This window comes from Sulfuritalea hydrogenivorans sk43H (genome assembly GCF_000828635.1).
Lineage (GTDB): Bacteria > Pseudomonadota > Gammaproteobacteria > Burkholderiales > Rhodocyclaceae > Sulfuritalea > Sulfuritalea hydrogenivorans.
In genome coordinates this window covers 1,112,037-1,138,201 of sequence record NZ_AP012547.1, presented here as the reverse complement: position 1 = coordinate 1,138,201, position 26,165 = coordinate 1,112,037, and the positions used below count along the sequence as shown (strand labels likewise).

The following is a 26,165-nucleotide window of genomic DNA, read 5'->3' as shown; positions in this document are numbered from 1 at the left end:
ATGAATCTGCTCCGCGCCTTGGCCACCGTCAGCGGGATGACCCTGCTGTCCCGCATTCTGGGCTTCCTCCGCGACTTCGTCATTGCCAGGAGCTTCGGCGCCGGGATGATGACCGACGCCTTCTTCGTTGCCTTCCGCTTGCCCAACCTGTTGCGCCGCCTGTTTGCCGAGGGCGCCTTTTCCCAGGCATTCGTGCCCATCCTCGCCGAATACCGCAATCGCCGGGGAGAGGCGGAAACCAAGAGCCTCGTCGATCGCGTCGCCAGCATGCTGTTCCTGATCCTGATTGCCGTCAGCGCGCTCGGCATGGCCGCCGCACCCTTGCTGATCGCAATGACTGCCCCCGGCTTCAGCGCTGACGCCGAGAAATTCCAGCTGACCGTGGAGCTGACACGCATCACCTTCCCCTACATCCTGTTCATGTCATTGGTGGCACTTTCTGCCGGAATCCTCAATACCTGGAGCCGATTTGCACTGCCCGCCTTCACGCCGGTCCTGCTGAACCTGTCCTTCATCGGCATGGCGCTTTTCGCCGCGCCCTGGTTTGATCCGCCTGTTCTGGCACTGGCGTGGGCGGTATTTCTGGGTGGCGGGCTGCAACTGGCGATTCAACTTCCAGCCCTGGCAAAAATCGGCATGCTGCCGCGCTTTGACCCGCTTTGGCGCGATGAAGGCGTGCAGCGCATCCTCAAACTCATGGCGCCGGCGGTACTGGGAGTTTCCGTATCCCAGATCAGCCTGCTGATCAACACCATATTTGCCTCGTTCCTGGAAAGCGGCAGCGTATCCTGGCTCTACTATGCGGATCGATTGATGGAGTTCCCCGCCGGCCTCCTTGGCGCCGCGCTGGGTACCATCCTGCTGCCCAGCCTGGCCAAAACCCATGCCAGCGGACAAACAGAAGATTTCTCGGCCTTGCTCGACTGGGGACTGCGCCTGACCCTGATGCTGACCCTGCCGGCGTCTCTGGCCTTGGCCATGCTTGCCGTCCCGCTGCTGTCGACACTGTTTCAATACGGAGCGTTTGCCGCGGCCGACGTGCTGCGCACCCGCGAGGCACTGGTCGCCTATTCCATTGGCCTGACCGGCCTGATTCTGGTCAAGGTGCTGGCGCCCGGCTTCTACGCCCGGCAGGACATCCGCACACCGGTAAAGATCGCCCTGATCACCTTGGCGCTGACCCAGTTGATGAACATCGCTTTTATCGGCTGGCTCAAGCATGCCGGCCTGGCCTTGTCGATCGGACTGGCTTCCTGCCTTAATGCATGGCTGCTCTGGCGTGGCCTGCGTCAGCGCGGTGTCTATCAGCCACAGGCCGGCTGGGGGACATTCATGCTGAAACTCGCAGCCGCACTGACTGTGTTGGGATCAGTACTGTGGTTCGCCTGCGCCGACGACGCCTCGTGGCTGGCGATGAACGGTGGCCAGCGCGTGCTGAAGCTTTCAGGAGTGGTGCTGGGAGGGGTCGCCAGTTACTTCGCCACATTGTGGCTGCTGGGTTTCCGGCTCCGCGATTTCCGCCGCAAGGCGGCCTGATCACTCGCCACGGGCAGTCCCTTCACGGCGCGGATCGACCGCTCCGACCCAGGCGTCGCCGACGCGCACGATCAGATGCAGGCCGCTGGTCATGTCACTGCGCTGCAACGCATGCCCACGCCTTTCCAGTTCCTGTGCCAGTGTCTCCGGCACACGGCCACGCTCGATTTCCGTGGCGCCGTTACGGTTGCCGACGTGCGGCAAAGAAACCGCCATGGCCGGATCCATACCACCGTCCAGCAAGGCGACCAGAGTACGTGCCACATAGTTGATGATGCGGCCGCCTCCGGGCGAGCCGAGAACGGCATGGAGCCGCCCATCGGCATCGAAGACGAAGGTGGGCGCCATCGATGACAGCGGCCGCTTGCCGGGTTCGAGGCGATTGGCAACCGGGCGGCCGTCCTGCTCGGAAGCAAGGGAAAAATCGGTGAGTTGATTGTTGAGCAGAAAGCCGTCGACCTGGATTCGGCTGCCGAATGCACTTTCAATCGAACTGGTCAGAGCCACCGCATTGCCGGTCTGATCGACAATCGAAACATGCGTCGTCGCAGGAAGTTCCGGGGCATCATCGTCAGCCTGCGCATGGCCTGCCGGAAGCTTTCCCGGTGCCGCGATGCCCATGCTGCGCCGGGAGTCCATCAGTCGTGCGCGCTGCTCCAGATATCCGGGATCGAGCATGGCACGCTGCGGTACCGCAACGAAGTCAGGATCCGCCAGATAGCGTGCCCGATCGGCGTAAACCAGTCGTCCGGCTTCGGCGAACAGATGCACATGATCCGGCGCAGCAGGATCACGCGTCGCCGCATCACTGCGTTCCAGCAAGCCCATCAATTGCAGGACGCCAATGCCTCCCGATGAAGGCGGCGGCATGCCGCAGATGTGCCAGCGTCGATACAGGCCGCAAACCGCATCGCGCTGCTTCGGGCGGTAGTCGCCAATGTCTGCCGCCGTCAGCGCCCCGCCACGCTGCTTGACCGCTGTGGCAATGCGATTCGCCGCTTCGCCGCGATGCAGCGCATCCGCACCTGCTGCCGCAATGCCTCGCAGGGTCGCGGCAAGATCCGGGTTGCGCAGGGTTTCGCCGACCTGCCGGGCCTGGCCGTCTTCACGATAATAGAGGGCCCGAGCCGCCGCATCGCGGCGCAGAAGCGAATCATCGCGCAACAACAGGTGCAGGCGCGGCGAGACGGCAAAGCCGTTTTCTGCGAGACGAATTGCCGGGCGGAAGAGACGCTCCCATTTCAATTTACCGTGGCGTCGGTGCGCCGCTTCGAGCATCGCAACCAGCCCGGGAACACCAACTGCCCGCCCCGTCGCGAGCACTTCGTGGTATTTCGCGAGACTGCCATCGGGCCGCCTGGCAAAGCTATGTGAAGCGGTTTCCCCGGGGAGGGCGCTGGCGCCACGGGGAGCGGTCTCGCGGCCATCCCAGGCTGCGACCTCGCGTCGCGTGGCATCCCAATGCAGCATGAATCCGCCGCCGCCGATTCCGGACGATTGCGGCTCGACCAGATTCAATACCCACTGTGCGGCGATCGCGGCATCGAGCGCATTGCCGCCAAGCTGCAGGATTTCGGCCGCAGCATCGGTGGCGTAAGGATTCGCGGTGACCGCCATGAAGCCCTTGCCGGCAACCGCCGCTCGTACAGCAAAGCCGCTGGCCGCTTCCGGCTGCGCGACCTGGGCCCAGCTCGCGATGGCCCGTGCCAGGACGGCAAAGACCAATAAAAAACGGGCAGCCCGCAGGCTGCCCGTTCGATCAAACATGTCGTGAAGAATCACACCACCAGCGGCAGGATCAGCAGAGCCACGATGTTGATGATCTTGATCAGCGGATTCACTGCGGGACCCGCCGTATCCTTGTACGGATCACCCACGGTGTCGCCGGTCACGGCCGCCTTGTGTGCCTCGGAACCCTTGCCGCCGAAGTGGCCGTCCTCGATGTACTTCTTGGCGTTATCCCAGCAGCCGCCGCCGGTGGTCATCGAAATGGCAACGAACAGGCCGGTGACGATGGTGCCCATCAGCACACCGCCCAAGGCGCGAACGCCCGCTCCGACGCCATTCAGCGAAGGCATGAGGAAGTTCATGATGACGGCAACCACGACCGGAACCAGCACCGGCAGCAGCGACGGGATCATCATTTCCTTGATCGCGGCCTTGGTCAGCATGTCGACACAGGTGCCGTATTCGGGCTTGGCCGTGCCTTCCATGATCCCCTTGATCTCCTTGAACTGGCGGCGCACTTCGACCACCACGGAGCCGGCGGCGCGGCCCACTGCTTCCATGCCCATTGCAGCAAAGAGGTAGGGCACCATGCCGCCGACGAAGAGGCCGATGATGACGGCTGGATCGGACAGGTCGAAGGCGAACTTGATGCCCGGCTTGAGCGACTCCAGCCCGTGCGTGAAGTCGGCGAACAGCACCAGTGCGGCAAGGCCGGCGGAACCAATGGCATAGCCCTTGGTGACCGCCTTGGTGGTGTTGCCCACCGCGTCGAGCGGGTCGGTGATGGCGCGCACGGAAGGCGGCAGTTCCGACATTTCGGCAATGCCGCCGGCGTTGTCGGTGATCGGGCCGTAGGCGTCAAGTGCGACCACGATGCCTGCCATCGACAACATGGAAGTCGCTGCGATGGCAATACCGTACAAACCGCCCATGGCGTAGGAGGCCCAGATGGCGGCACAAACGGAAAGCACCGGCCATGCAGTGGACTTCATCGACACGCCGAGACCGGCGATGATGTTGGTGCCGTGACCCGTGGTCGAAGCTTCCGCGACATGCTGCACCGGCTTGAACTCCGTACCGGTGTAGTACTCGGTGATGTACACCATCAGGCCGGTCAGAACCAGACCGATCACCGCAGCACCGTAGAGGCGCAGATGCGAACCGCCGCTGATGTTCAGCACGCTGTCGAGCAAGTGATCGTCGATCAGCATGGTGGTCATCGGGTAGAAGGCCACCAACGCCAGAACACCGGCAACCGCCAGACCCCGATATAGCGCGTTCATGATCTTGCCGCCGTCACGCGCCTTTACAAACATCACGCCGATGATCGAGGCGATGATCGAAAAGCCGCCGAGGGCCAGCGGATAGATGACAGCCTGCTCGGCGAAGGTCGGACTCGCCTTCAGCAACAGCACACCCAGCAGCATGGTCGCCACCGTCGTCACCGCATAGGTTTCGAACAGGTCGGCTGCCATGCCGGCGCAGTCGCCGACGTTGTCGCCGACGTTGTCGGCGATCACCGCCGGGTTGCGCGGATCGTCCTCGGGGATGCCGGCTTCCACCTTGCCCACCAAGTCGGCGCCGACGTCGGCGCCCTTGGTGAAGATGCCGCCGCCAAGACGGGCGAAGATCGAAATCAGCGAAGAGCCGAAACCGAGGCCGACCAGCGGATGGATGATGTCTTCCAGTTTGATGCCCGGGCCGCCCATCATTTTCAGCACGGCGTAGTAGCCGGCGACACCCAGCAAGCCGAGGCCAACCACCAGCATGCCGGTGATGGCGCCGCCCTTGAAGGCCACGTTCAGCGCCTCGTTCAGGCCGACGGTTGCCGCCTGTGCCGTGCGGACGTTGGCACGAACCGAAACGTTCATGCCGATGTAGCCGGCAGCGCCGGACAACACGGCACCAATCACGAAACCAATGGCCGTCTTTGTCCCGAGAAATATCAGGATGAGGACCGCAAGCACTGCACCGACGATACCGATCGTCGTGTATTGGCGATTCAGATAGGCTTGGGCGCCTTCCTGAATGGCCGCCGCAATTTCCTTCATGCGGTCATTGCCCGCCGGTTGCGCCAGAATCCACTGGCTCATGATCCACCCGTAGGCGATGGCCGCCACGGCACAGACCAGCGCAAAGATCAGTCCTGCTGACATAAACGTTCCCCCTCAGATAATTAATGAACTCAACACGTTATTTTATCATGCGATCCGAACTATGCAGCCTCCGGAAGCGTCAAGTTTTGCGGCTTCGGATTCCGCGAATCCCCCGGTCGCACGGATGAAATCGCATAGTGCATCAGGCGGCGCCAAGAGCGAAGAAATTCAATTGATGACCAAATCCGGTTGATGGATGCTCGGCAACGAAAATGGCGGATATAGTAAAAAAATATGTAGTTTCCCAGCCAGCAAGGCTCAATATTGAAGATGGATCTACTCACATGACCGACAATCAATCCAGCCCGACAAACCGAATCGAACGCAGGACCATGCCGCGCGGCAAGGTATTGGTCGCCCAGGGCGGCGGGCCAACCGCCGTCATCAATCAGTCGATGGCCGGCGTGGTTCTCGAAGCCCGCAAGTTTCGCAACGTCGAACTGGTCTATGGCGCCTACCACGGAGTGTCCGGCATCGTAAATGAAGAGTTCCTCGACCTCACCCAGGAAACCAGCCACAACCTTGAAATGGTGGCCAACACGCCATCCTCCGCACTCGGGTCGACACGCGACAAGCCTGATCTGAAGTATTGCCAGGAGATATTCAAGGTTCTCAAGGCCCACGACATCGGGTATTTTTTCTACATTGGCGGCAATGATTCGTCCGACACGGTGCGCATCGTCAGCGAAGAAGCGCGGCGGGCCGACTATCCCCTGCGCTGCATCCACATTCCGAAGACCATCGACAACGATCTGGTCGGCAATGACCACACGCCGGGATTCCCCTCCGCCGCCCGTTTTGTCGCCCAGGCTTTCATGGGAGCCAATCTGGACAATGCCGCGCTGACAGGAGTTTATCTGGGCGTGGTCATGGGCCGTCATGCCGGCTTCCTGACCGCAGCAGCGGCACTTGGCAAGAAATTCCCCGACGATGGTCCGCACCTGATCTATCTTCCGGAACGCACCTTCAGCGTCGACAAGTTTCTGGCCGACGTAAAAACGACCTATGAGAAGTACGGCCGCTGTGTGATCGCGGCCTCGGAAGGCATCCATGACAGCAAGGGCACACCGATCATCACCCAGTTGATGAGCCAGGTCGAGCGCGATGCCCACGGCAACGTGCAACTCTCCGGCACCGGTGCCCTGGCCGATCTGCTGTGCGACGAGATCAAGAACAAGCTCGGCATCAAGCGCGTGCGGGGCGACACCTTCGGCTATCTGCAACGCTCATTCATGGGCTGCGTTTCGGATGTCGATCAGCGCGAGGCGCGCGAGGTCGGGGAAAAAGCCGTGCAATACGCCATGTGGGGTGATCGCGACGGTTCCGTGGCGATCAAGCGGACAGGCTTCTACTCGGTCGATTATCAGCTGGTTCCGCTGGAATCGGTGGCGGGCAAAACCCGCGTCATGGAAAACGAGTTCATCACGGACAGCGGTACCGATGTCACCGATGCATTCAGGATGTATCTGCGGCCCTTGCTGGGTTCCGGCCTGCCGGACGCCTACCGCCTGCGGCTCAACAAGGTCGCCAAAATCCTGAACCCGGGCAAGTAAGCCGGGCGAGCCGCAAAGAACCGATCTGCGCCGGACGGTGCAGATCAGTCGCCGAAACTGATCCCCAGATCCCTGCCGGTCTGGAGCGTGTCGCAGTCGAGCGGGACGCCCTTCATGCGGCCGGCGACTTCTTCCAGCGCGACGTAGTTCACGTTGGGAAATGCAAGGGCCACCATGACGCCCGATTGGCCCTCTTCCAGGGCCCTGACCGCGGCAGTGCCAAAGCGCATGGCCGCGAGACGATCAAACGAGGTCGGGCTGCCTCCGCGCAGCAGATGCCCCAACACGACCACCCGCACGTCCTTGCCGGTCCGCTCGCCGAGTACCTTCGCAATTCGCTCACCAACGCCGCCCAAGCGCTCGGCGTGACCAATCTCGGCCGGCGCGAGGACCTCCCGGTGACCGTGAATCGGCTCGGCGCCCTCGGCGACCAGCACAAGGGTATACATCCTGCCTTCGTTGTCCCGAGCCCGGATCTTGGCGGCCACCTTGTCCACGTCGAAGGGAATCTCGGGGATCAGGATGGCGTGGGCGCTGCCGGAAATACCCGCATGCAGTGCAATCCAGCCGGCATAACGCCCCATGACCTCGACCACCATTACCCTCTGGTGGCTTTCGGCTGTGCTGTGCAAACGGTCCAGGCACTCGGTGGCAAAGGCCACCGCCGTATCGAAACCAAAGGTGGTGAAGGTCTTGTCCAGATCGTTGTCGATCGTCTTGGGCACGCCAACGACGCGCAAACCCTTCTGATGCAGCGCATTGGCGATGGTGAGCGAACCATCGCCGCCTATCGAGACCAGCGCATCGAGTTCCTTCTTCGCGAAAAACTCGAGGATCTCGTCGGTTCGGTCCAGATCCTTGGTCGTTCCGTCGGGCATTTTCATCGGGAAATGCATCGGGTTGCCCTTGTTGGTGGTACCCAGTATGGTGCCGCCCAAGTGGCCGATGCCACGGACCTTTTCCCGCGTCAGGCGAAACACGCCGCCTTCCGGATAACGCTCCGGGAACATGATGCCGTTGAAGCCTTCCCGGATTCCATAGCATTCCCAGCCTCGATTGGCGGCAGCGATGACAACCGCCCGGATCACGGCATTCAGACCGGGGGCGTCGCCCCCGCCGGTGCAGACAGCTATGCGTCGAATTTGACTGGACATGGGAACTCCTGCGTCGGGAATGCGGCCGGGGGATCCGTTAACTCAATGCGGCGAATACTGCGCTCTTGATCGCATCGAGCGAGCCGATCCCGGAAACCTTGCGGTACTTCGGCGCGCCCCTGGCGCCGGACTCGGACCACTTGGAATAGAAGTCGGTCAGCGGCTTGGTCTGGGCGTGATATGCCGCCAGACGCTTCTTGACCGTTTCCTCCTTGTCGTCGTCACGCTGAATCAGCGGCTCACCGGTGAGGTCGTCTTTTCCTTCGACCTTGGGCGGATTGAATACGATGTGATAAGTGCGCCCGGACCCGAGATGCACGCGACGACCGCTCATGCGTCGAATGATTTCCTCGTCGCTGACGTCGATCTCGAGTACGCAGTCGAGTTCGACGCCCTGGGTGCGCAGAGCTTCGGCCTGCGGAATGGTCCGCGGAAAACCATCCAGCAGAAAGCCCTTGGCACAGTCCGGCTGCTTCAGGCGCTCGCCGATCAGACCGAGGATGATGTCATCGGACACCAGACCGCCGGCATCCATGACTTTCTTTGCGGCCAGACCCATCGGGGTCCCGGCCTTGACTGCCGCACGCAACATGTCGCCCGTCGATATCTGCGGAATCCCGTATTTCTCGGTAATGAATCCAGCCTGCGTCCCCTTGCCTGCACCCGGACCACCCAACAGAATCAGTTTCATATCTACCTCCCAAAGTAAAGTTTATCTCGATGATTTAAAAGATTTTTTTGAATATTTTTGATCGTGACAAAACTTACTCCGAATCCTTGCCGGCGTCAAACAGTCGGCGCACGCGCTCCAGATCTTCCGGCGTATCGACTCCAGGCGCCGGCGGGTGATCGACGCTGACAACCTGGATCGGATAACCGTGCCAGAGCGCGCGCAGCTGTTCCAGCGACTCGCAGCGCTCCAGCGGTGACGGTGCAAGCTGTCCAAAGCGTCGCAGAAAGCTTACGCGATAGGCATACAAGCCGATGTGGCGCCGCGCGGGAAGATCGGCAGGCAGTTGATCGCGCGTTTTCGCAAATCGATCGCGATCCCAGGGGATGGGGGCGCGACTGAAGTACAGGGCGCGCCCGCGTAAATCGCACACCACCTTGACCACATTGGGATTGAACAAATCGGCGGCGGCATCCAAAGGATGCGCAGCAGTCGCCATGACGGCATCCGGATCGCCGTGCAACGCCGCGGCAACAGCTTCGATCAGAGCCGGATCCAGCAGCGGCTCGTCACCCTGCACGTTGACCACGATGTCTTCGTCGTCCCAGGCAAGCTGTTCCGCCACTTCGGCGATGCGGTCGGTACCGCTGGCATGATCGGCGCGGGTCATCACCGCGTCGAAGCCGTGCTGCCGAACCGCAGCGGCAATCCGCTCGTCATCGGTCGCGACCCAGACGCCATCCGTCTTTGCGCGGCGGGCTGCCGCCGCGACACGCACGATCATCGGCTGGCCGGCGATATCGGCCAGGGGTTTCCCCGGCAAGCGCGTCGATGCATAACGCGCCGGGATAACGACGCGCAGACCCATCAGGTTTCTTCGGCCCCGAGCTGCCGTGCTTCATCCTCGAGCATTACCGGAATGTCATCCTTGACCGGATAGGCCAGCTTGCAGGCCTTGCAGACGAGTTCCGAAGCCGCCTTGCGGTTTTCCAGCGGTCCCTTGCAGACGGGGCAAACGAGTATTTCAAGCAGACGGGCGTCCATCGATCTTCTCCAGAACAAATGCGGCGAGGTCGGGACTTGTTTCGGCGGTGACGGGCAATACCCAGACCGGCAGAGACAAGGAAAGTCGGGCCAATTTTACGGCATCCTTTTCCGTCGTCAGAATGGCGTCGCCGGCAAACGCGAGATCCTCGACGCGAAAGTGATGATGATCGTCGAAGGCGTGCCCGGTAAAGCTGAGCCCCATGGCCCCCAGTCGATCGAAAAAGCGCTGCGGAGCACCGATGCCGGCGACCGCGTGCAATTTCCTGTCGGTCAGGTCAGCCGCTCCACATGTCAGCAGCGGATCGTCCAGACGATAGAAGCTTTCGCCCAGCAAGCGCATGGCGAACACGGGCCGATCAAGAGTCGGCGCTGGTGGCACGGCGATTCCATTCAGAACCACTGCGTCCACCAGCGCCAGGCGCGAGACCGGTTCCCGCAGGGCTCCCGCGGGCAAGCACCAGCCGTTCATCACCCCGCGCTCATCGAACACCGCAATCTCGACAGTGCGATCCAGACGATAGTGCTGCAGACCATCATCGGCAAGAATCACATCGCATTGTGGGTGCCGAGCTAGCAGGGCAAGGGCCGCTGCAGCCCTGTCCCTGCCTATGAAGACCGGGCAGCCACTGCGCCGGGCCAGCAACAGGGGTTCGTCGCCCACCGCGCCGGGATCACTGCCAGACGTCACTTCCACCACATGCGCGGCATCGCTGCGATAACCGCGACTGACGATTCCCGGGTAACGGCCGAACGCGCGCAGGGACTGCGCCAGATGGATCACCAGCGGCGTCTTGCCCGTGCCGCCGACGGTAATGTTGCCGACCACGACCACGGGCACAGGAAGGTGCTCGCGCCGCAGGAGACCGGCGCGGTACAGGGCTCGCCGAGCGGCAACGAGCATCATGAACAGCAGCGAAAAGGGAAGCAGCAGGATGGCCCCCGGGCCACGCCGCCGCCAGACTGCGGCCAGACCGCCGGCGTCAGCGTTGCGCCTGCTGGGTGGCAAAGGAAATGTGCGACAGCCCGGCCTGTTGCGCCGCCTGCATGACATCGATGACGCTTTGATGCGCGGCCTTCGCGTCGGCGTTGATGATGACCACCGGCTCCTTGCCGGTGCCGGTCAGGCGCTTCATCGCGTTGGCGATGGTTTCGATGTCCCGACCGCCCAGCGCCGCCTTGTTCACCATGATCTCGCCGGCCGCGGTGACCACCACGTTGATCTCGTTCGGCTGTTCCTTGTTTTGCGGCGCATCGGCGGTGGGCAGGTTGATCTCCAGCCCGGAAAACTTTGAATACGTGGTGGTGATCATGAGAAAGATCAGGATCACCAAAAGCACGTCGATCATCGGGATCAGGTTGATCTCGAGTTCTTCGCGCTGCCGTCCTCGCTGGAAGTTCATCGCGCCATCCCTACTTGCGTTCGCCCTGCATGACTTCGACCAGCTTCACTGCTTCCTGCTCCATCTCGACCAGGAAACCATCGACCTGGGCCCGGAAGTGGCGATAGAAAATCATGCTCGGAATGGCGATGATGAGGCCGAAGCCGGTGTTGTAAAGCGCCACCGAAATGCCGTGTGCCAGCGCCTGCGGATTGTTGCCGGAGGAGGTCGGCGAGCCGAAGATTTCGATCATGCCCACTACAGTGCCGAACAGCCCCATCAAGGGTGCGATGGAAGCGATGGTGCCCAGCGTGGTGAGGAAGCGCTCCAGATCATGCGCGACCCCGCGTCCGGCTTCTTCGATCGCCTCTTTCATGATTTCGCGCGAGCTCTTCGCATTGCGCATGCCGGCGGCGAGCACCCGGCCCAGCGGTGAATGGGCTTCGAGGCGAGCCAACTGCGCGTCGGAGACACCGCTCTGGCGATAATCGGCGACCGCGCTATGCAGCAATCCGGCAGGGACGATCTTGTTGCGGCGCAGGGCCGTGGCGCGCTCGATGATAAGTGCCACAGCGATTATGGATGCGAACAACAGAGGCCAGATGGGCCAGCCGGCAGCCTGAATGATTGAAAACACGGGGACGACTCCGGTAAGCAGGAAAGCGCCAACTTTAGCCGGACTGGCCCGATTCGGCAATACAAACGGATACCCCGGTGAAATCCTAAACAGGGCCGGAAATCCGCTTTCATCCGAAGCCTGGAACCGTTTGTGGCTGGATAGACTTGGAAGGACATGCCTTCGCTATCCGCGCCCACCGCCAAACCCGATCTTGATCCCGCGCTCGTCGCAGCGGCTTGGTTTGCGCACTTCGCCACATCCTCGCTGGCGGCGATGCCGCACGAAGAAGCAGTTCCGCAGCGCCCTCTCGCGGTGCTCGCCGCATTTGCCGCGATTGCCCTGGCAGAGGGACGGACGCTGGTCGTCCTGTCGCCGGACGACCAGCAGTTGCCTGAAATATCCAACGCGCTCGACCTTTCCATCCGCCCCCTTTGCCTGGTACTTCCGGCGGCCGATTTTGCCGCCCGCATCGCCCTGCGCGCCACGCTGTCGCTGATGAAAAGCCGCCTTGCGCGCGATGGCGAGGACGAACAGGGTGCAGCCTGGCAGAAGCAACGCGAGCGAATCGCGAAGAACGAGGCCCTTTGGCAGGAAGCCCATCGCTGGGTGGCCCGCAACGATCGCAGCGAGTGGCCGGAGCAGGTTGCCGATCTGTTTCCCGTGCGCATTCTGCCGATCGAGGCCTATCGCAGCCTGAGGCAGAAGAACTCCGACATCACGGTACTCTATCGCTGCGACGCGCCGCCGGAGCTGATTGCTCCTCCCGGAAGCCTGTTGCAGGTCGGCGCCCGCGCAGAAACGCCGCGCCATCGCTCCATTGCAGTAGCCGACGCCGATCTGCAGTTGCAAATGGAACTGGCCCAACTGACGCAGGAGGTCGCCGAGCTCGAACTTGAACTGGCGACGGCCCAGGCGGAAGTTGCGGACTTCACGCGCCGCTACTACGAGCTGGTGGGGCGTCGCATGGTCGAACTCGACGCCGCCCAGGCCCGGCTTGCCCGCGAGCACGCGGAGCGCGCACCGGAGAACCCCGAGGTGCGCGCCGAGGCAAAGGCAAAACAGGAAAAGGCCGAGCAGTCGGCACAGGAAAACAAGCGCTTCGCAGAAGCCAGCGCGGAGGAACCGGCCACATTCCGGCCCAGCGCCGACGTGAAGCGGCTGTTTCGCCAGATCGCACAGAAAATCCATCCCGATCGCGCGACCGACGAAGCCGACCGTGCCTGGCGCACCCAACTCATGTCGGAAGCCAATCGCGCCTATCGCGCCGGCGACGAAGCCGCCTTGCAGGAAGTCGCGGCGCTGTGGCAGGAGGGACCGGAAGGCCGCCGCGAGCCTCTGGCCGAGAACGTCGCCGTGGCGTCAGCGCCGACTCTCGCACGCCAGGTGGAACGCATGCGGGCAAGGCTGCTCGAAATCGAACGAGAGTTGCAGAAACTGTTTGGATCCAGGCTCTACGAACTGTTCATCGCGGCACGACAGGCCCGGCGCCAAGGCCGTGATCTCCTGGCTGAAATGGCCGAGAAGCTCGACGACACCCTCAAGCAGTTGCAGCAGCAGTTCGCTGCAAGCGCTTAACGTGAAACAACTCGTTCGGAGCGACGGGTGATTGTTGAGCGAAGCGAGCTGAACAGTAGCCCCGCCCTGGGGCGGGGACGGGGGTGGGGGGGGCTTCAATTTGCCTTTAGTTACGGCCGCTACGCTTAACGCCGATGATGCCGGCGTTAGCCTCCACTGAAACTTCGTTTTCGCGTGTTTCATTTGCTGTGGGTGCCGCCAACGCGGAATGAGCGTTAGCTGAGCCGGCTGCCGCGCTCCATGCGTTCCAGAAAGGCGCGCGCCGGGTTATGACCGAGACGGGCCGCCGCCCGCAGCCACTTCGCCGCCAGCCGCAAACTTTCCTTCAAGCCGTCGCCGCGGTAGTACGCCAGGCCCAGTTCATACTGCGCATCCGCCTCCCCCTGCAAAGCCGCCTGTCGCAGCCAGTGCACGCCGGCGCGGGGATCGCGTGGCGCGCCCTCTCCATGCAGCAGGCAATAGCCAAGGCTGTACATCGCATACGGATCTTCGTGAGTCGCCGCCTGCTCATACCAGCGCAAGGCTTCGCGCAGATTGCGCGGCACGCCCTGGCCGAAATAGAACAGGTCGCCAAGCACGATCTTTGCATCGAACAACGTCGCCGCCTTGCGGTACCAGATGATCGCCTGCGGCACATCGACAGCCGTGCCGGTGCCATGGCGCAGGCACTCGGCAAGCATGAAAGCAGCTCGACGATGTCCGAGTTCGGCGGCGCTGCGAAAGCAAGCGACCGCTTCAATCAATCGCTGGTCATCGGCACTTGTTGCGGCGCGCAGCAAGCGCTCCCCCTGCGCAAAACCGTGGCGTTCGAGTTCCTTCAGCGCCTGCGCCCAGCCAGCCCCCGCGGCTTTGCGCAGCAAGGCTTCACCGCGCGCGGGCTGCGCCTCGCAGCCGATGCCGAGCAGCAGGCAGCGGCCGTATTCGGCCTGCCCATGCGCATCGCCCGCTTCGGCCGCCGCCTGGTAGTGCGTCAGGGCAACACTCGCATCGGCGCGCACACCTTCGCCGTGCTCGTAACACTCGCCCAGCCAGACCCGCGCTGAAATGTCGCCCTGCTCCGCCGCCCGCCGATACCACGCCAGCGCCAGCGCCTTGTTTTCGGCAACGCCATCGCCCCAGCGATAGGCATGGGCAATCTTGATGCGCGCCCGCGCATGGCCACGGCGTGCGGCCATGCGCCACCAGCGCAAGGCCTCTTCGTAGTCACGGCTCGCGGCGCCGACCCCCTGGGCGAGGCACTCGCCCATTTCAAACTCGGCCTCGCGACTGCCCTTTTCCGCGGCACGCCGATACCAGGCGACACCAGCCTCCGGATCGCGCGTGACGCCGAAGCCGAAGGTATGGCACTGACCCAGGAGAAACATCGCGCCGGCCAGCCCCTTGCGTGCCGCGACACGGAAATGGGTCACCGCTTCGGCAGCGTCGGCAGGCAATCCTTCGCCGGCATACAGGCACATGCCCAGACAGAAGCTTGCGCTGACGACCCCATCGGCGGCCGCCTGACGCCAATAGCCTGCCGCAGCGGCACGGTCCTGATCGCAGCCGCGGCCGAAGAAGCAACAACGCGCGAGCAAGTCCTTCGCGCTTGATTCTCCTTGTGCGGCGGCCAGGTGCAACCAATGCACGGCAGCCGAAAAATCGCGTTCGATGCCGATGCCGAAATACAGCACACGGCCCCGCCAGTACTGGGCCAGACGTGCGCCTTTTTGTCCGGCCTGCTCGAACAGGCCGGCGGCGCGGGGCGCATCCACACTCACTCCGTGACCGCGCAGCAGGCACAAGGCCAGCCACGTCATGCCGCGCGTGTCACCCTGCCGTGCCGCCGAGTCGAACAAGCGCACCGCCTCGTTGTAATCGCGCGGCAACCCAAAGCCCTGGTACAGCAGCCAGCCCAGCACGGCCTCACCCGCCGGACAGCCGTGTTCGGCACTGGCCGAGGCCCAGCGAAGCGCGGTGGCATGGGACTTGGTTACGCCTTCGCCGACGGCATGCCGCCAGGCCAGTTCGGCTTGCGCATTGCGATTCCCGGCCTCGGCCATGCGCCGCAGTTCCATCAGCGGCAAGGCCGCCCAGAATTCTTCGGCGTGACCGAGCAGCTCCAGTCCCTGCCCGACGCCGCGTTCGACCAGCGTACTTTCAAGCGCCTCGCGCAGCAGGCCGATCAAGGCCCCTGCGGGTAGCGGAATCAGGGAATGGCTCATGCGGGAAAGCGGGACCGGAACATGCCGCGTACAGTAGTCGATTGGCCCCGTTGCAAAGCGAGGGAACAGTGGGCAGCTTATCCACAAAATCTGTGGATAAGTTTGTGGATCGCAGTGCGAATAACGCGCTAAGCCGGCCTCCCGCAAGGGCTTTCCATTTTTCGAGCAATTTCGGAGCAAAGAAAACATCACAATTAATCATAAAGTTACACGGAGGCACCGAGCAAGAGTGAGGCTTTGCATGTCCTGCCGTGCGGGCCGGCGCAATGTGTGGATGCTGTACAATTTTTCCATTGCGTTGATCCTAGGCTCCGGGCCTCCAATCCATGTTCGATCCCGCAACTGTCGTCAGCATCAGCGAGCTCAACCGGCTGGCGCGCCAGACCCTGGAACGGGAGTTCCCGCTACTCTGGGTGTCGGGAGAAATTTCCAACCTGACCCGCGCCGCCTCAGGTCATGTCTATTTCTCGCTGAAGGATGAAAACGCCCAGGCACGGTGTGTGATGTTCCGCTCCCGCGCCCAGTCAATTCCCTGGCGACTGGAAAACGGGCAGCAGGTCGAAGCGCGCGCCCTGGTCTCGCTCTATGAGCCGCGTGGTGACTACCAGTTGAACGTCGAAGCCTTGCGCCGCGCCGGACTCGGACGACTGTTCGAGGCCTTCGCCAGATTGAAGGCCAGGCTGGAGGCCGAAGGGCTTTTTGAAGCCGGGCGCAAGCGGCCGCTGCCGCGCTTCCCGCACCGCATCGGGATCATCAGTTCGCCCCGCGCCGCAGCCTTGCACGATGGCCTGGTGGCGCTCAAGCGTCGCGCGCCGCACCTGACAGCGATCCTTTATCCGACTCTGGTGCAGGGCGATCACGCCGCCGAAGAAATTGCCAAGGCCATCACCGTGGCAGGCCAGCGCAATGAATGCGATCTGCTGCTGATCGTGCGCGGCGGCGGCAGCATCGAAGACCTATGGGCGTTCAACGAAGAAATCGTGGCGCGCGCTATCGCCGCCAGTCCGCTGCCGACTGTCAGCGGCGTCGGGCACGAAACGGATACCACGATCATTGATTACGTCTCCGACCTGCGTGCCGCAACGCCCACCGCGGCTGCCGAACTGGTCACGCAAGGATGGCACGAGGCGACTGGAGAAATTGCAGGCCTGGGAACGGCACTGGGCCGATCCATGCAATACCGCATCGCCCGACAGCAGCAGGGGCTGGACAACCTGTCGCTGCGCCTGATTCACCCGGCGACAAGGCTGGCGCAAGCGCGCAGCCGACTTGCGCTGCGCGGGTCGCAACTGGATGCGTCGATGGCGCACGGCCTGCGTCGCCATCGGGAACGCTTGAACCGTGCCGCACTGGGACTGGGACGCACGATTCCCCGCACCGAGAAACGCAGCGGGTTCATCGGCATGCTGGCGCAGCGACTGGATGCAGCCCTTCGCGCGCAACAGCAGAAACGCCGGAATGCACTCGAAAACATCGGAACGGCACTGATGCACCTGAATCCGGAAGCAACCCTGGCGCGCGGCTTTTCAATCATTCGCGACGCCGACGGCAAGCTGATCACCGACGCGGCCGGCTTGCATGCGGGTCAAACCGTCAGCCTCCATCTAGCGCGCGGTACAGCCGAGGCCAGCATCCTGAGCAGTACTACCGACCGATGACTAATTGCCACCTGAAATATTCCTGACTATAATAGTCAACTTTATCGCCCTCACCCCCACAGCATCAGGAGAATCCAAATGGAACATACCCTTCCCCCCCTGCCCTACGCGATGGATGCCCTCGCTCCGCACATTTCGAAGGAAACCTTCGAATATCACTACGGCAAGCACCATCAGGCTTACGCCACCAATCTCAACAATCTGATCAAGGGTACCGAGTACGAGAGTCTCGACCTCGAGGCCATCATCAAGAAAGCTCCGGCCGGCGGCATTTTCAACAACTCGGCCCAGGTCTGGAACCACAGTTTCTTCTGGAACAGCATGAAAGTCGGCGGTGGCGGCACGCCGACCGGCGCGCTGGCTGATGCGATCAACAAGAAGTGGGGCAGCTTCGACGAGTTCAAGAAAGCCTTCCAGGCCTCAGCCGTCGGCAACTTCGGATCGGGCTGGACCTGGCTGGTGAAGAAGCCGGATGGCTCCGTCGATATCGTCAACACCTCCGGTGCCGGCACACCGCTGAATACCGAAAACAAGGCGCTGCTGACCATCGACGTTTGGGAACACGCCTATTACATCGATTACCGCAATGCCCGGCCCAAGTTCGTCGAGACCTTCCTCGCCTCCCTGGCAAACTGGGATTTTGCGGCGAAGAATTTTGCCTGATCACGCCATCGGCGTCAGAGCAATGTCGTAATCAGCGAAGGGCGCCCGGAAGGCGCCCTTTGCTTTTACAAGAGGAATCACAATGGAATCCAGAATTACGGAGCTCGAGATCAAGCTTGCTCTGAGCGAGGATCACCTGGAAGAACTCAACCGCACCATCTTCAGGCAGCAGCAGCAAATTGATCTGCTGCAGGCACAGATCCGCGAGTTGTACCAACTGATGCAGCCGACGGACCCGACCGAACCGCGCAATTTGCGCGACGAAATCCCGCCGCACTACTGAGGTCAGTCCGGCGCGGCGTTCCTCAGCGACCGGAAGGCAGCTTTTCGATTCCGGTGATCGCGAATCCGGCACCCAGACCACGGCTCCTGAACCAGCCCAGATTCATCTCAAGGGCGTAGCGCGCGGGCCTGGTCGCACAATGATTCACTTCGGTCCTCGGCTGCATGTCCTCGATGTTGATGATCCCGCCTTTTTCATCAAGGAAGGCAACCGACAACGGCAGGAGCGTATTGCGCATCCACATGCAATGCTTCGCCATCTCGGGGAACACGAACAGCATGCCACGGTGAGGCGGCATCACTGTGCGCTGCATCATCCCGATTTGCCTGCTCTCGGAAGTCGCCGCGACTTCGGCCTCGATGCGATGCATCCCGGCCAGCAACTCGACCAAGGGCAGTTGCGGCTGCTGGGCCCGACTGGACATGCCAGTCACCAGCATCGACACTATCAGGGCCATCCTGACAAACATGATCAATCTCCATTACGAAAGCCCGAACAAGGTCTTCCGGAAGAACTCAAAATCCGCTGGATCAACAGCTTAAATGAAATTTTCGGCTGCCGACAGGCAAAAAAAATGGCAGGTTTCCCTGCCATTTTTTTCCCGAAACGGGGAATTACTTGGCGGCTTCAGCTTTCTTGGCCTTCTTGGCCTTCTTGGCCTTCTTTTCAGCCTTGGCCGGAGCGGCTTCAGCCTTCTTTTCAGCGGCCGGAGCAGCAGCCGGAGCGGCGGCGGCAGCGGGAGCAGCGGCCGGAGCGGCGGCGGCCTTCGGAGCATCAGCGGCGAAAGCGGAAGTGGCGATCAGGCCGGCAACCAGGGTAGCGAGAAGCTTGTTCATAGTGTTTCCTTTAATTTGTGTATAGGTAGGGTATTGATAACACCACGATTTTTCGAGGCGTTAGACACATTAACGCGCTGCATTGAACCAGGTTGACCTGAAATTTCAATTTCCCTCCACTGACCGGGCGCAAGTCCTTCCAGGGTCCACTCGCCGACCTGCCAGCGAATCAGCCTGAGCGTCGGAAATCCTGCGCTGGCCGTCATGCGCCTGACTTGACGGTTCTTCCCCTCCCGCAGGACGATTTCCAGCCAACTGGTCGGAATCGCCGCCCGATACCGGATCGGCGGATTTCGTGGCCAAAGGCCTGCTGGCTCGTCAATGCGGAACACTTGACAGGGCCGTGTGCGAAAGTCGCCAAGATCAACCCCTGTCTTGAGTTTGTGCAGGGCCGCGTCTGTAGGCAAGCCATCAACCTGAACCAGGTACCGCTTTGCCAGTTTGTGGCGAGGGTCGGCAATCCGTGTTTGCAGGGCGCCATCATCAGTCAATACCACCAAGCCTTCCGAATCGGCATCCAGCCGTCCGGCAGCATAAACCTTGGGAATGGGGATGTAGTCAGCCAGCGTGGGCCGCCCGTCCGCATCGGTAAACTGGGTCAGGACGCCATACGGCTTGTTGAAGAGGATGACGCGACTCAAGCCGAACAACCGCTGCCAAAAACGTTGCAGAAGCGCTGTGACTCCGGATAGGGAAAGAAATCCTGTACTGCGCCCTTGCGAATCTGCTCTTGCGTGTCCTGCCAGAACGACGCATCGAACAGGTCGGAGTGATGACGCATGAAGGCGTCGCGAATCTTGTCCGACACCAGAAGAAAGGTTTCGAATTCCTCGGGAAACACATCCAGCCTCGACACCGAATACCAGACCTCACCCGACATTTCGGCCTCGAAATTTGGCGGTGGTGGAATTCGCCGAAACCTGCAATCAGTCATGTACTCGATTTCATCGTAGTCATAAAACACGACACGCCCGTAGCGAGTGACGCCGAAGTTTTTCCACAACATGTCGCCGGGGAAAATATTGGCGATCGCCAGCTCCCGGATGGCATTGCCGTATTCGCACACCGCATGCTCCACCTGATCGTCGCGTCCCGCTTTTTCGGCCTTCTCAAGGTAGATGTTAAGCGGCTCCATGCGCCGCTCGATGTAAAGATGCTTGATGATCAGGTCGTCGCCATCTTCTTCGATCAGGGACGGCACTTCCTTGTAGAGTTCATCGATCAATTCCTGCGAAAAACGCTTGCGCGGCAGGGCTACTTTTGAAAACTCGAGGGTGTCCGCCATGCGGCCGACGCGATCGACCTGCTTCACCAGTTGATACTTGCGCCGTACCGTGTCGTGATCGACCTCCTTCGAACTGCCGAAAACGTCCTTGATGACCTTGAACACATAGGGGTAGGACGGCAGGGTAAACACCAGCATGACCAGGCCGCGTATGCCGGGCGCGACGATGAACTGGTCTGCCGAATGATGCAAATGAAATATCAGGTCTCGGAAAAACATCGTCTTGCCCTGCTTGCCCAGGCCGAGCATGGTGTAAAGCTCCGAGCGCGGCTTGTTGGGCATGATCGACCGCAAAAACTGGACGTAGCCCGAAGGTACTTCCATATCGACCATGAAGTAGGCGCGCGAAAGTGAAAACAGCACTCCGATCCGCCAGGCGTCAAGAATGATCGTATCCAGATAGAGCTTGCCATCCGGCGAATGCAGTACGGGAACAGTAAATGGATACTCAAACGCACCATTGACGGCCTTGCCGATTACATAGGCGCCCTTGTTGCGATAGAAAGCCGAGTTGAGTACCTGTATCTGCAGGTTGGCCTCACGAGCCGGAACGGTTTCGAGATGAGATTCAATGCTGCGCAAAATGAAGTCGACATCCCGATCCAGGTCGTCAAATTCCCTCGTCCAGCCAAAATCGACAAACACTTGACGAATCGACGTGCGAAAACCCGCTTCATTCGGATAGTAGCAACGATAGGTTGGCGGCTCGGACTCGATGTATTCGGTAGACACCGCCGGGCGTACGAAAATGAAATCGTTGTGGAAATAGGTTCGATGAAGAATCTGGCAAAACACCGAATTGAAGAATGTTTCCGCCAACTCGGGCTGCTTGTGGTTGGTCAGCAAACCTATGTACTGGAGCTTCGCCTGCTGCCAGACGGTGTCGCTCAAGCTGTCGGCGTTGAACGCGCGATGGAGTTTGTCCGTGGTCTCCTTGACGCGATCGTCATAAAACTGGATGCGGTCCCGAACTGCCTGCTGCGCCTCCGGCCACTGCGCCTCTTCGAAGCGTTGCTTGGCAAGCGCCGAACTTTCATGAAACAGGCGATAGTGCTTGTTGAATCCATCGACAAGAACATTGGCGATGGATTCGGCGATCAGGGTATCGGAGGGATCGGCGGCCATGAAGAAAATCTCGGTAGGCGAACCGAATCGATTCTACCAGCGAGCACAGCCATCGCCTGACGACGAAGCCGACAGCAGCACGGTGTGATTTGGAGGATAATCGACCTCGGTCTATCCCGCATCCCTCTCGATTTTCAACACACAAATAACGGAGCAGGCATGAGCACTTCCCTTATCAAGGTTCCCGCACAAGGCCAGAAAATCATTCCAGGTCAGCCGATTCCCGACAATCCGGTCATTCCCTTCATCGAAGGCGACGGCATTGGTGTGGACATCACGCCAGTCATGCAAAAAGTGGTGGATGCCGCCGTACAGAAATCCTACGGCGGCAAGCGCAAGATTTCATGGATGGAGGTCTATGCCGGAGAAAAGGCCACCCGGCTGTACGGCCCGGATGTCTGGCTGCCGGCGGAGACAATCACTGCTTGCAAGGAATACTCTGTCTCCATCAAGGGGCCGTTGACCACCCCGGTCGGGGGCGGTATCCGTTCGCTCAATGTCGCCTTGCGGCAGGAAATGGATTTGTACCAGTGCGTGAGGCCTGTACGCTACTTCAGGGGCATCCCCTCCCCGCTCAAGGATCCAAGCAAGACCGACATGGTGATCTTCCGCGAGAACACCGAAGACATTTACTGCGGCATCGAGTGGCAGGCCGAATCGGCGCCCGCCAGGAAGCTGATCAAGTTCCTCCAGGAGGAAATGGGCGTAACAAAGATTCGCTTCCCCAACACCTCTGGCATTGGCATCAAGCCGGTTTCGCGTGAAGGCACCGAGCGTCTGATGCGCGCAGCCGTGAACTACGCGATTGCCAACAAGCGCAAGTCCGTGACGATTGTGCACAAGGGCAACATCATGAAGTACACGGAGGGCGGTTTCCGTGACTGGGCATATGCTCTGGCGAAGAACGAATTCGGCGGTGTGGAAATCGACGGCGGCCCGTGGTTGAAGCTGCCCAACGGCATCGTCATCAAGGACGCCATTGCCGACGCCTTCCTGCAGCAGATATTGTTGCGCCCGGCCGAGTATGACGTCATCGCCACGCTCAACCTCAATGGCGACTACATTTCCGATGCATTGGCAGCCCAGGTTGGCGGCATTGGCATTGCCCCGGGCGCCAACATTTCCGATTTGTACGCCTGTTTCGAGGCCACTCACGGCACAGCGCCGAAATACGCCGGCAAGGACTACGTAAATCCCGGTTCCCTCATCCTTTCGGCAGAAATGATGTTGCGCCACATGGGCTGGGTGGAAGCCGCCGATCTCATCATCAAGTCAATGGAAGCGGCCATCGGCGACAAAGTTGTGACCTACGACTTTGCACGCCTCATGGAAGGTGCCAAGGAAGTGAAATGCTCGGCGTTCGGCCAGGCGATGATTGACCGGATGTAAGCCACGAAGCGGCTAGCCGCACTAAAAACAAAGCCCGTCCGATTCTTACGTCGGACGGGCTTTGTTCTTTCGGAGCCGAAATTATCCGGCCGCCGAAATGATCAGGACATCAAGGCTTCTGAATGTTCGACGCCTGCTTGCCTTTGGGGCCTTGCACCACGTCAAAAGTCACCTTGTCGCCTTCCTTGAGGGACTTGAACCCAGCCATGTTGATGGCCGAGAAATGCGCGAACAGATCTTCGCTGCCGTCATCCGGGGTAATAAAGCCAAAACCTTTGGCGTCGTTGAACCACTTAACAGTACCAGTTGCCATGTAACTTTTCCTTAATCAAAAACGAACGAATCGGCCACCGCTGCGGGCTGCAAAACACCGCACCCCGGCCGGGGCATGTTTAAAGCTCAATTTCGAAATAGCAGAGGGGGCCAAGCGGCGATTCAGAGGAGCTGCAAACTGACAGACTGTGAGACGACCGAAGGTCACTGCGAGGGAATTTGAACTAAACACCTTGCGCGTTTTACGCACATTGTCAAGCAGCGTCAACAACTTTCGATGCTGCATCGCACATGCGGGACCCTTGCATATATGAAAATCACCCCAAAATTCACATTTATCGATGCCCTATTCCCCTCCTTTTCGTGGTGTTGAACTGTACGGGAATCACATTAGAATCAATTCATGGTTACACGCAAGCAAGTCGGGCCGGGGGATAGTGCCGCATTGGCACCGGAACAGAGCCGCACCAAGCCGCCACCGATGTACAAGGTATTGCTGCTCAATGACGATTTCACTCCGATGGACTTCGTCGTAGTGGTGCTGGAGAAGTTTTTTGGTTTGTCGCGCGAGCAATCGACGCAAGTCATGCTCAAGGTTCATCGCGAAGGAAAGGGTGCCTGTGGAGTGTATCCTCGTGATGTAGCTGCGACCAAAGTTGAGCAGGTGAGCGAATTTGCACGTCGACACCAGCATCCGCTGGCTTGCGTGATGGAGGAAAATTGATGATTGCCCAGGAACTCGAAGTCAGCTTGCACATGGCCTTTGTCGAAGCCCGACAAAAACGCCATGAATTCATCACCGTCGAGCATCTGCTGCTGGCATTGCTGGACAACCCCTCTGCCGCTGAAGTGTTGCGTGCCTGCGCCGCGGATATAGAAGGCCTCCGCAAGGAACTTCTGACCTTCATCAATGAGCACACGCCGACCGTGGCCGGCAGCGACGAGATCGACACGCAACCGACACTCGGCTTCCAGCGAGTGATCCAGCGCGCGATCCTCCATGTGCAGTCCTCGGGAAAGAAGGAAGTCACCGGGGCGAACGTGCTGGTTGCCATCTTCGGCGAAAAGGATTCGCACGCCGTATTTTTCCTGCAGCGCCAGAACGTCACGCGACTGGACGTGGTTAACTTCATCTCGCACGGAATCACCAAGACACCTCAGCCCAAAGGCAAGGACGAGCCGGTCGAGACCGATGTCGAAACCCAGGAAAAAGCGGGGGCTCTGGAAAGTTTTACACAGAACCTCAACCAGTTCGCACTGGCCGGGAAGATCGATCCCCTGATTGGCCGCGACAAGGAACTGGAGCGGGTGATCCAGACCCTGTGCCGCCGCCGCAAGAACAACCCGCTGCTGGTTGGCGAAGCGGGCGTTGGCAAAACAGCCATCGCAGAAGGACTGGCACTTCATATTGTTGAAGGACGTGTTCCGGAGATTCTTGCCAACGCAACGGTCTATTGCCTGGACATGGGTGCCCTCCTGGCCGGAACCAAGTATCGCGGCGACTTCGAGCAGCGTCTGAAGGGTGTCCTCAAGCAGCTGGCCGACAACCCGAACGCCATTTTGTTCATTGACGAGATTCACACCTTGATCGGTGCGGGCGCGGCATCGGGCGGCACCATGGACGCTTCCAATCTGCTCAAGCCGGCCTTGTCGTCCGGCACCCTGAAGTGCATCGGCGCCACGACCTACGCGGAATTCCGCGGCGTGTTCGAAAAGGATCATGCGCTGTCTCGCCGCTTCCAGAAGGTCGACGTCAATGAGCCTTCCGTGGATGAAACCGTCTCGATCCTGCGTGGCCTCAAGTCCCGTTTCGAGGAGCACCACGGCGTCAAGTATTCCGCCGCGGCCATTTCCAGCGCCGCGGAACTGGCGGCCAAGTACATCAATGACCGTCACCTGCCTGACAAGGCGATCGACGTCATCGACGAAGCCGGTGCCGCCCAGCGGATACTGCCCAAGTCGAAGCAGAAGAAGACCATCGGCAAACTGGAAATTGAAGACATCGTCGCCAAGATTGCGCGTATCCCGCCGCAGCATGTTTCCGCTGACGATCGATCGGCGCTGAAGAATCTCGACCGCGACCTGAAGAACATGGTCTTCGGCCAGGAAGCCGCCATTGATGCACTGGCCAAGGCAATCAAGATGTCGCGCTCGGGTCTGGGCGACCCGCAGAAGCCCATCGGCTGTTTCCTGTTCTCCGGGCCCACCGGCGTTGGCAAGACCGAGGTTGCCCGCCAGCTGGCCTATGGCATGGGCATCGAGCTGATCCGCTTCGACATGTCCGAGTACATGGAACGCCACGCGGTGAGCCGGCTGATCGGCGCACCTCCCGGATATGTCGGCTTCGACCAGGGCGGCCTGCTCACCGAAGCGGTAACCAAGAAGCCGCACGCGGTGCTGCTGCTGGATGAAATCGAGAAAGCGCATCCGGAAGTGTTCAACATCCTGCTGCAGGTGATGGACCATGGCACATTGACTGACAACAACGGCCGCAAGGCGGACTTCCGCAATGTGGTGATTGTCATGACCACCAACGCCGGCGCCGAAGCCCTGCAAAAAACCAGCATCGGCTTCACCACCAGCAAGGGGCCGGGCGATGAGATGGGCGACATCAAGCGCATGTTCACGCCGGAATTCCGCAACCGGCTGGATGCCATCATCTCGTTCCGCGCACTGGATGCGGAAATCATCCTGCGCGTGGTGGACAAGTTCCTCATGCAGCTCGAAGGCCAGTTGCACGAGAAGAAGGTCGAGGCGATATTCACCGACTCGCTGCGTGCCTGGCTGGCAGAGAAGGGTTTCGACCCCCTGATGGGCGCACGTCCGATGGCGCGTCTGATTCAGGACACGATCCGCTCCGCACTCGCCGACGAATTGCTGTTCGGCCGGCTGGTGCATGGCGGTCGCATCACCATTGATATCGATGAGCACGAGAAAATCGTGCTCAATTTCGAAGAGACGGCCAGCACGCCTGCAGTCCCCTCTGCAATCCAGTCCTGACAAGGTGCGAATGTAGTGTCGCTGCCGGGGCCTTT

At 60.7% G+C, this 26,165-nt stretch carries 24 protein-coding genes; 9 read left to right on the top strand and 15 right to left on the bottom strand.

The genetic code is table 11. The features are described 5' to 3' along the window. Complete coding sequence (gene murJ, locus SUTH_RS05510) at positions 1 to 1,536, top strand: murein biosynthesis integral membrane protein MurJ (RefSeq protein ID WP_041097700.1); 1,536 nt, start codon at positions 1 to 3, stop codon at positions 1,534 to 1,536. Here murJ and ggt read toward each other — a convergent pair whose 3' ends face one another. After that, positions 1,537 to 3,303 (bottom strand): gamma-glutamyltransferase, encoded by a 1,767-nt coding sequence (ggt, locus tag SUTH_RS05505; protein WP_084207534.1) that lies wholly within the window; start codon positions 3,301 to 3,303, stop codon positions 1,537 to 1,539. Positions 3,304 to 3,314: 11 nt separating this feature from the next. Then, positions 3,315 to 5,420 carry a sodium-translocating pyrophosphatase gene (locus SUTH_RS05500; protein ID WP_041097698.1) on the bottom strand — a complete coding sequence of 702 codons (2,106 nt, stop codon included), beginning with the start codon at positions 5,418 to 5,420 and terminating at the stop codon, positions 3,315 to 3,317. A gap of 284 nt (positions 5,421 to 5,704) precedes the next feature. Between SUTH_RS05500 and SUTH_RS05495 the strand changes: the two genes are divergently transcribed. Next, positions 5,705 to 6,973, top strand: a complete 1,269-nt coding sequence (locus SUTH_RS05495; RefSeq protein ID WP_231851106.1) for a 6-phosphofructokinase — start codon at positions 5,705 to 5,707, stop codon at positions 6,971 to 6,973. A gap of 44 nt (positions 6,974 to 7,017) precedes the next feature. On the opposite strand, the gene SUTH_RS05490 is transcribed toward SUTH_RS05495, so the two are convergent. The 7 genes from SUTH_RS05490 to SUTH_RS05460 all read right to left on the bottom strand — a co-directional run bounded on the left by SUTH_RS05490 (position 7,018) and on the right by SUTH_RS05460 (position 11,860). Beyond that, entirely contained in the window at positions 7,018 to 8,127 is a 1,110-nt protein-coding gene (locus SUTH_RS05490; protein ID WP_041097696.1) for a 6-phosphofructokinase, read from the bottom strand. A gap of 37 nt (positions 8,128 to 8,164) precedes the next feature. Continuing rightward, a complete protein-coding gene (adk, locus tag SUTH_RS05485; RefSeq protein WP_041097694.1) occupies positions 8,165 to 8,818 on the bottom strand; it encodes an adenylate kinase in 654 nt (217 codons plus the stop codon). Positions 8,819 to 8,891: 73 nt separating this feature from the next. Further along, on the bottom strand, positions 8,892 to 9,665 hold the full coding sequence (kdsB, locus tag SUTH_RS05480; protein ID WP_041097692.1) for a 3-deoxy-manno-octulosonate cytidylyltransferase: 774 nt from the start codon (positions 9,663 to 9,665) through the stop codon (positions 8,892 to 8,894). Beyond that, complete coding sequence (locus tag SUTH_RS05475) at positions 9,665 to 9,841, bottom strand: Trm112 family protein (protein WP_041097690.1); 177 nt, start codon at positions 9,839 to 9,841, stop codon at positions 9,665 to 9,667. The genes kdsB and SUTH_RS05475 overlap by 1 nt, the downstream gene beginning before the upstream one ends. Beyond that, on the bottom strand, positions 9,822 to 10,850 hold the full coding sequence (gene lpxK / locus SUTH_RS05470; RefSeq protein ID WP_331709770.1) for a tetraacyldisaccharide 4'-kinase: 1,029 nt from the start codon (positions 10,848 to 10,850) through the stop codon (positions 9,822 to 9,824). The genes SUTH_RS05475 and lpxK overlap by 20 nt, the downstream gene beginning before the upstream one ends. Continuing rightward, the gene (locus tag SUTH_RS05465; protein WP_041097688.1) at positions 10,825 to 11,244 is read right to left on the bottom strand and encodes an ExbD/TolR family protein; all 420 of its coding nucleotides are present in this window, start codon (positions 11,242 to 11,244) and stop codon (positions 10,825 to 10,827) included. Before SUTH_RS05465 ends, lpxK begins: the two co-directional genes overlap by 26 nt. A 10-nt stretch (positions 11,245 to 11,254) precedes the next feature. Then, positions 11,255 to 11,860, bottom strand: coding sequence for a MotA/TolQ/ExbB proton channel family protein (locus tag SUTH_RS05460; RefSeq protein ID WP_041097686.1), 606 nt, complete (start codon positions 11,858 to 11,860; stop codon positions 11,255 to 11,257). Positions 11,861 to 12,016: 156 nt separating this feature from the next. On the opposite strand from SUTH_RS05460, the gene SUTH_RS05455 reads away from it, so the two are divergent. Further along, entirely contained in the window at positions 12,017 to 13,417 is a 1,401-nt protein-coding gene (locus SUTH_RS05455) for a coiled-coil domain-containing protein (RefSeq protein WP_041097684.1), read from the top strand. Positions 13,418 to 13,632: 215 nt separating this feature from the next. Here SUTH_RS05455 and SUTH_RS05450 read toward each other — a convergent pair whose 3' ends face one another. Continuing rightward, complete coding sequence (locus SUTH_RS05450) at positions 13,633 to 15,618, bottom strand: SEL1-like repeat protein (protein ID WP_171817318.1); 1,986 nt, start codon at positions 15,616 to 15,618, stop codon at positions 13,633 to 13,635. Positions 15,619 to 15,944: 326 nt separating this feature from the next. Here SUTH_RS05450 and xseA point away from each other — a divergent pair, with 326 nt between their 5' ends. The 3 genes from xseA (at position 15,945) to SUTH_RS05435 (ending at position 18,222) form a co-directional block, all read left to right on the top strand. Then, positions 15,945 to 17,276, top strand: a complete 1,332-nt coding sequence (gene xseA / locus SUTH_RS05445; RefSeq protein ID WP_041097680.1) for an exodeoxyribonuclease VII large subunit — start codon at positions 15,945 to 15,947, stop codon at positions 17,274 to 17,276. A 78-nt stretch (positions 17,277 to 17,354) separates the two neighbouring features. Then, on the top strand, positions 17,355 to 17,939 hold the full coding sequence (locus tag SUTH_RS05440; protein ID WP_041097678.1) for a superoxide dismutase: 585 nt from the start codon (positions 17,355 to 17,357) through the stop codon (positions 17,937 to 17,939). Positions 17,940 to 18,021: 82 nt separating this feature from the next. Continuing rightward, positions 18,022 to 18,222, top strand: coding sequence for a SlyX family protein (locus SUTH_RS05435; protein ID WP_041097676.1), 201 nt, complete (start codon positions 18,022 to 18,024; stop codon positions 18,220 to 18,222). Positions 18,223 to 18,244: 22 nt separating this feature from the next. Here the strand turns inward: SUTH_RS05435 and SUTH_RS05430 are convergent, their stop codons facing one another. From SUTH_RS05430 to aceK, 4 genes are all read right to left on the bottom strand, one after another. After that, positions 18,245 to 18,661: a DUF192 domain-containing protein gene (locus SUTH_RS05430; protein ID WP_231851136.1), complete on the bottom strand. Its 417-nt coding sequence runs from the start codon at positions 18,659 to 18,661 to the stop codon at positions 18,245 to 18,247. 175 nt (positions 18,662 to 18,836) lie between these two features. Beyond that, positions 18,837 to 19,058 (bottom strand): hypothetical protein, encoded by a 222-nt coding sequence (locus tag SUTH_RS19585; protein WP_041097673.1) that lies wholly within the window; start codon positions 19,056 to 19,058, stop codon positions 18,837 to 18,839. Then, complete coding sequence (locus SUTH_RS05420) at positions 19,055 to 19,699, bottom strand: pseudouridine synthase (RefSeq protein ID WP_084207533.1); 645 nt, start codon at positions 19,697 to 19,699, stop codon at positions 19,055 to 19,057. The genes SUTH_RS19585 and SUTH_RS05420 overlap by 4 nt, the downstream gene beginning before the upstream one ends. After that, positions 19,696 to 21,468 carry a bifunctional isocitrate dehydrogenase kinase/phosphatase gene (gene aceK / locus SUTH_RS05415; protein WP_041097671.1) on the bottom strand — a complete coding sequence of 591 codons (1,773 nt, stop codon included), beginning with the start codon at positions 21,466 to 21,468 and terminating at the stop codon, positions 19,696 to 19,698. Before aceK ends, SUTH_RS05420 begins: the two co-directional genes overlap by 4 nt. Positions 21,469 to 21,627: 159 nt before the next feature. Between aceK and icd the strand changes: the two genes are divergently transcribed. Next, entirely contained in the window at positions 21,628 to 22,857 is a 1,230-nt protein-coding gene (icd, locus tag SUTH_RS05410; RefSeq protein ID WP_041097669.1) for an NADP-dependent isocitrate dehydrogenase, read from the top strand. 109 nt (positions 22,858 to 22,966) lie between these two features. On the opposite strand, the gene SUTH_RS05405 is transcribed toward icd, so the two are convergent. Next, the gene (locus tag SUTH_RS05405; RefSeq protein WP_041097667.1) at positions 22,967 to 23,170 is read right to left on the bottom strand and encodes a cold-shock protein; all 204 of its coding nucleotides are present in this window, start codon (positions 23,168 to 23,170) and stop codon (positions 22,967 to 22,969) included. Positions 23,171 to 23,533: 363 nt separating this feature from the next. Here SUTH_RS05405 and clpS point away from each other — a divergent pair, with 363 nt between their 5' ends. Beyond that, the gene (gene clpS / locus SUTH_RS05400) at positions 23,534 to 23,854 is read left to right on the top strand and encodes an ATP-dependent Clp protease adapter ClpS (protein WP_041097665.1); all 321 of its coding nucleotides are present in this window, start codon (positions 23,534 to 23,536) and stop codon (positions 23,852 to 23,854) included. Further along, a complete protein-coding gene (gene clpA / locus SUTH_RS05395; RefSeq protein WP_041097663.1) occupies positions 23,854 to 26,130 on the top strand; it encodes an ATP-dependent Clp protease ATP-binding subunit ClpA in 2,277 nt (758 codons plus the stop codon). Before clpS ends, clpA begins: the two co-directional genes overlap by 1 nt. The last annotated feature ends 35 nt before the right edge of the window (positions 26,131 to 26,165 follow it).

Excerpts from the sequence above, each read along its gene's own strand:
- murJ (WP_041097700.1), top strand. The coding sequence starts at position 1 with ATGAATCTGCTCCGCGCCTTGGCCACCGTCAGCGGGATGACCCTGCTG.
- ggt (WP_084207534.1), bottom strand. The coding sequence starts at position 3,303 with ATGTTTGATCGAACGGGCAGCCTGCGGGCTGCCCGTTTTTTATTGGTC.
- SUTH_RS05500 (WP_041097698.1), bottom strand. The coding sequence starts at position 5,420 with ATGTCAGCAGGACTGATCTTTGCGCTGGTCTGTGCCGTGGCGGCCATC.
- SUTH_RS05495 (WP_231851106.1), top strand. The coding sequence starts at position 5,705 with ATGACCGACAATCAATCCAGCCCGACAAACCGAATCGAACGCAGGACC.
- SUTH_RS05490 (WP_041097696.1), bottom strand. The coding sequence starts at position 8,127 with ATGTCCAGTCAAATTCGACGCATAGCTGTCTGCACCGGCGGGGGCGAC.
- adk (WP_041097694.1), bottom strand. The coding sequence starts at position 8,818 with ATGAAACTGATTCTGTTGGGTGGTCCGGGTGCAGGCAAGGGGACGCAG.
- kdsB (WP_041097692.1), bottom strand. The coding sequence starts at position 9,665 with ATGGGTCTGCGCGTCGTTATCCCGGCGCGTTATGCATCGACGCGCTTG.
- SUTH_RS05475 (WP_041097690.1), bottom strand. The coding sequence starts at position 9,841 with ATGGACGCCCGTCTGCTTGAAATACTCGTTTGCCCCGTCTGCAAGGGA.
- SUTH_RS05465 (WP_041097688.1), bottom strand. The coding sequence starts at position 11,244 with ATGAACTTCCAGCGAGGACGGCAGCGCGAAGAACTCGAGATCAACCTG.
- SUTH_RS05455 (WP_041097684.1), top strand. The coding sequence starts at position 12,017 with ATGCCTTCGCTATCCGCGCCCACCGCCAAACCCGATCTTGATCCCGCG.
- SUTH_RS05450 (WP_171817318.1), bottom strand. The coding sequence starts at position 15,618 with ATGAGCCATTCCCTGATTCCGCTACCCGCAGGGGCCTTGATCGGCCTG.
- xseA (WP_041097680.1), top strand. The coding sequence starts at position 15,945 with ATGTTCGATCCCGCAACTGTCGTCAGCATCAGCGAGCTCAACCGGCTG.
- SUTH_RS05440 (WP_041097678.1), top strand. The coding sequence starts at position 17,355 with ATGGAACATACCCTTCCCCCCCTGCCCTACGCGATGGATGCCCTCGCT.
- SUTH_RS05435 (WP_041097676.1), top strand. The coding sequence starts at position 18,022 with ATGGAATCCAGAATTACGGAGCTCGAGATCAAGCTTGCTCTGAGCGAG.
- SUTH_RS05430 (WP_231851136.1), bottom strand. The coding sequence starts at position 18,661 with ATGCTGGTGACTGGCATGTCCAGTCGGGCCCAGCAGCCGCAACTGCCC.
- SUTH_RS19585 (WP_041097673.1), bottom strand. The coding sequence starts at position 19,058 with ATGAACAAGCTTCTCGCTACCCTGGTTGCCGGCCTGATCGCCACTTCC.
- aceK (WP_041097671.1), bottom strand. The coding sequence starts at position 21,468 with ATGGCCGCCGATCCCTCCGATACCCTGATCGCCGAATCCATCGCCAAT.
- icd (WP_041097669.1), top strand. The coding sequence starts at position 21,628 with ATGAGCACTTCCCTTATCAAGGTTCCCGCACAAGGCCAGAAAATCATT.
- SUTH_RS05405 (WP_041097667.1), bottom strand. The coding sequence starts at position 23,170 with ATGGCAACTGGTACTGTTAAGTGGTTCAACGACGCCAAAGGTTTTGGC.
- clpS (WP_041097665.1), top strand. The coding sequence starts at position 23,534 with ATGGTTACACGCAAGCAAGTCGGGCCGGGGGATAGTGCCGCATTGGCA.
- clpA (WP_041097663.1), top strand. The coding sequence starts at position 23,854 with ATGATTGCCCAGGAACTCGAAGTCAGCTTGCACATGGCCTTTGTCGAA.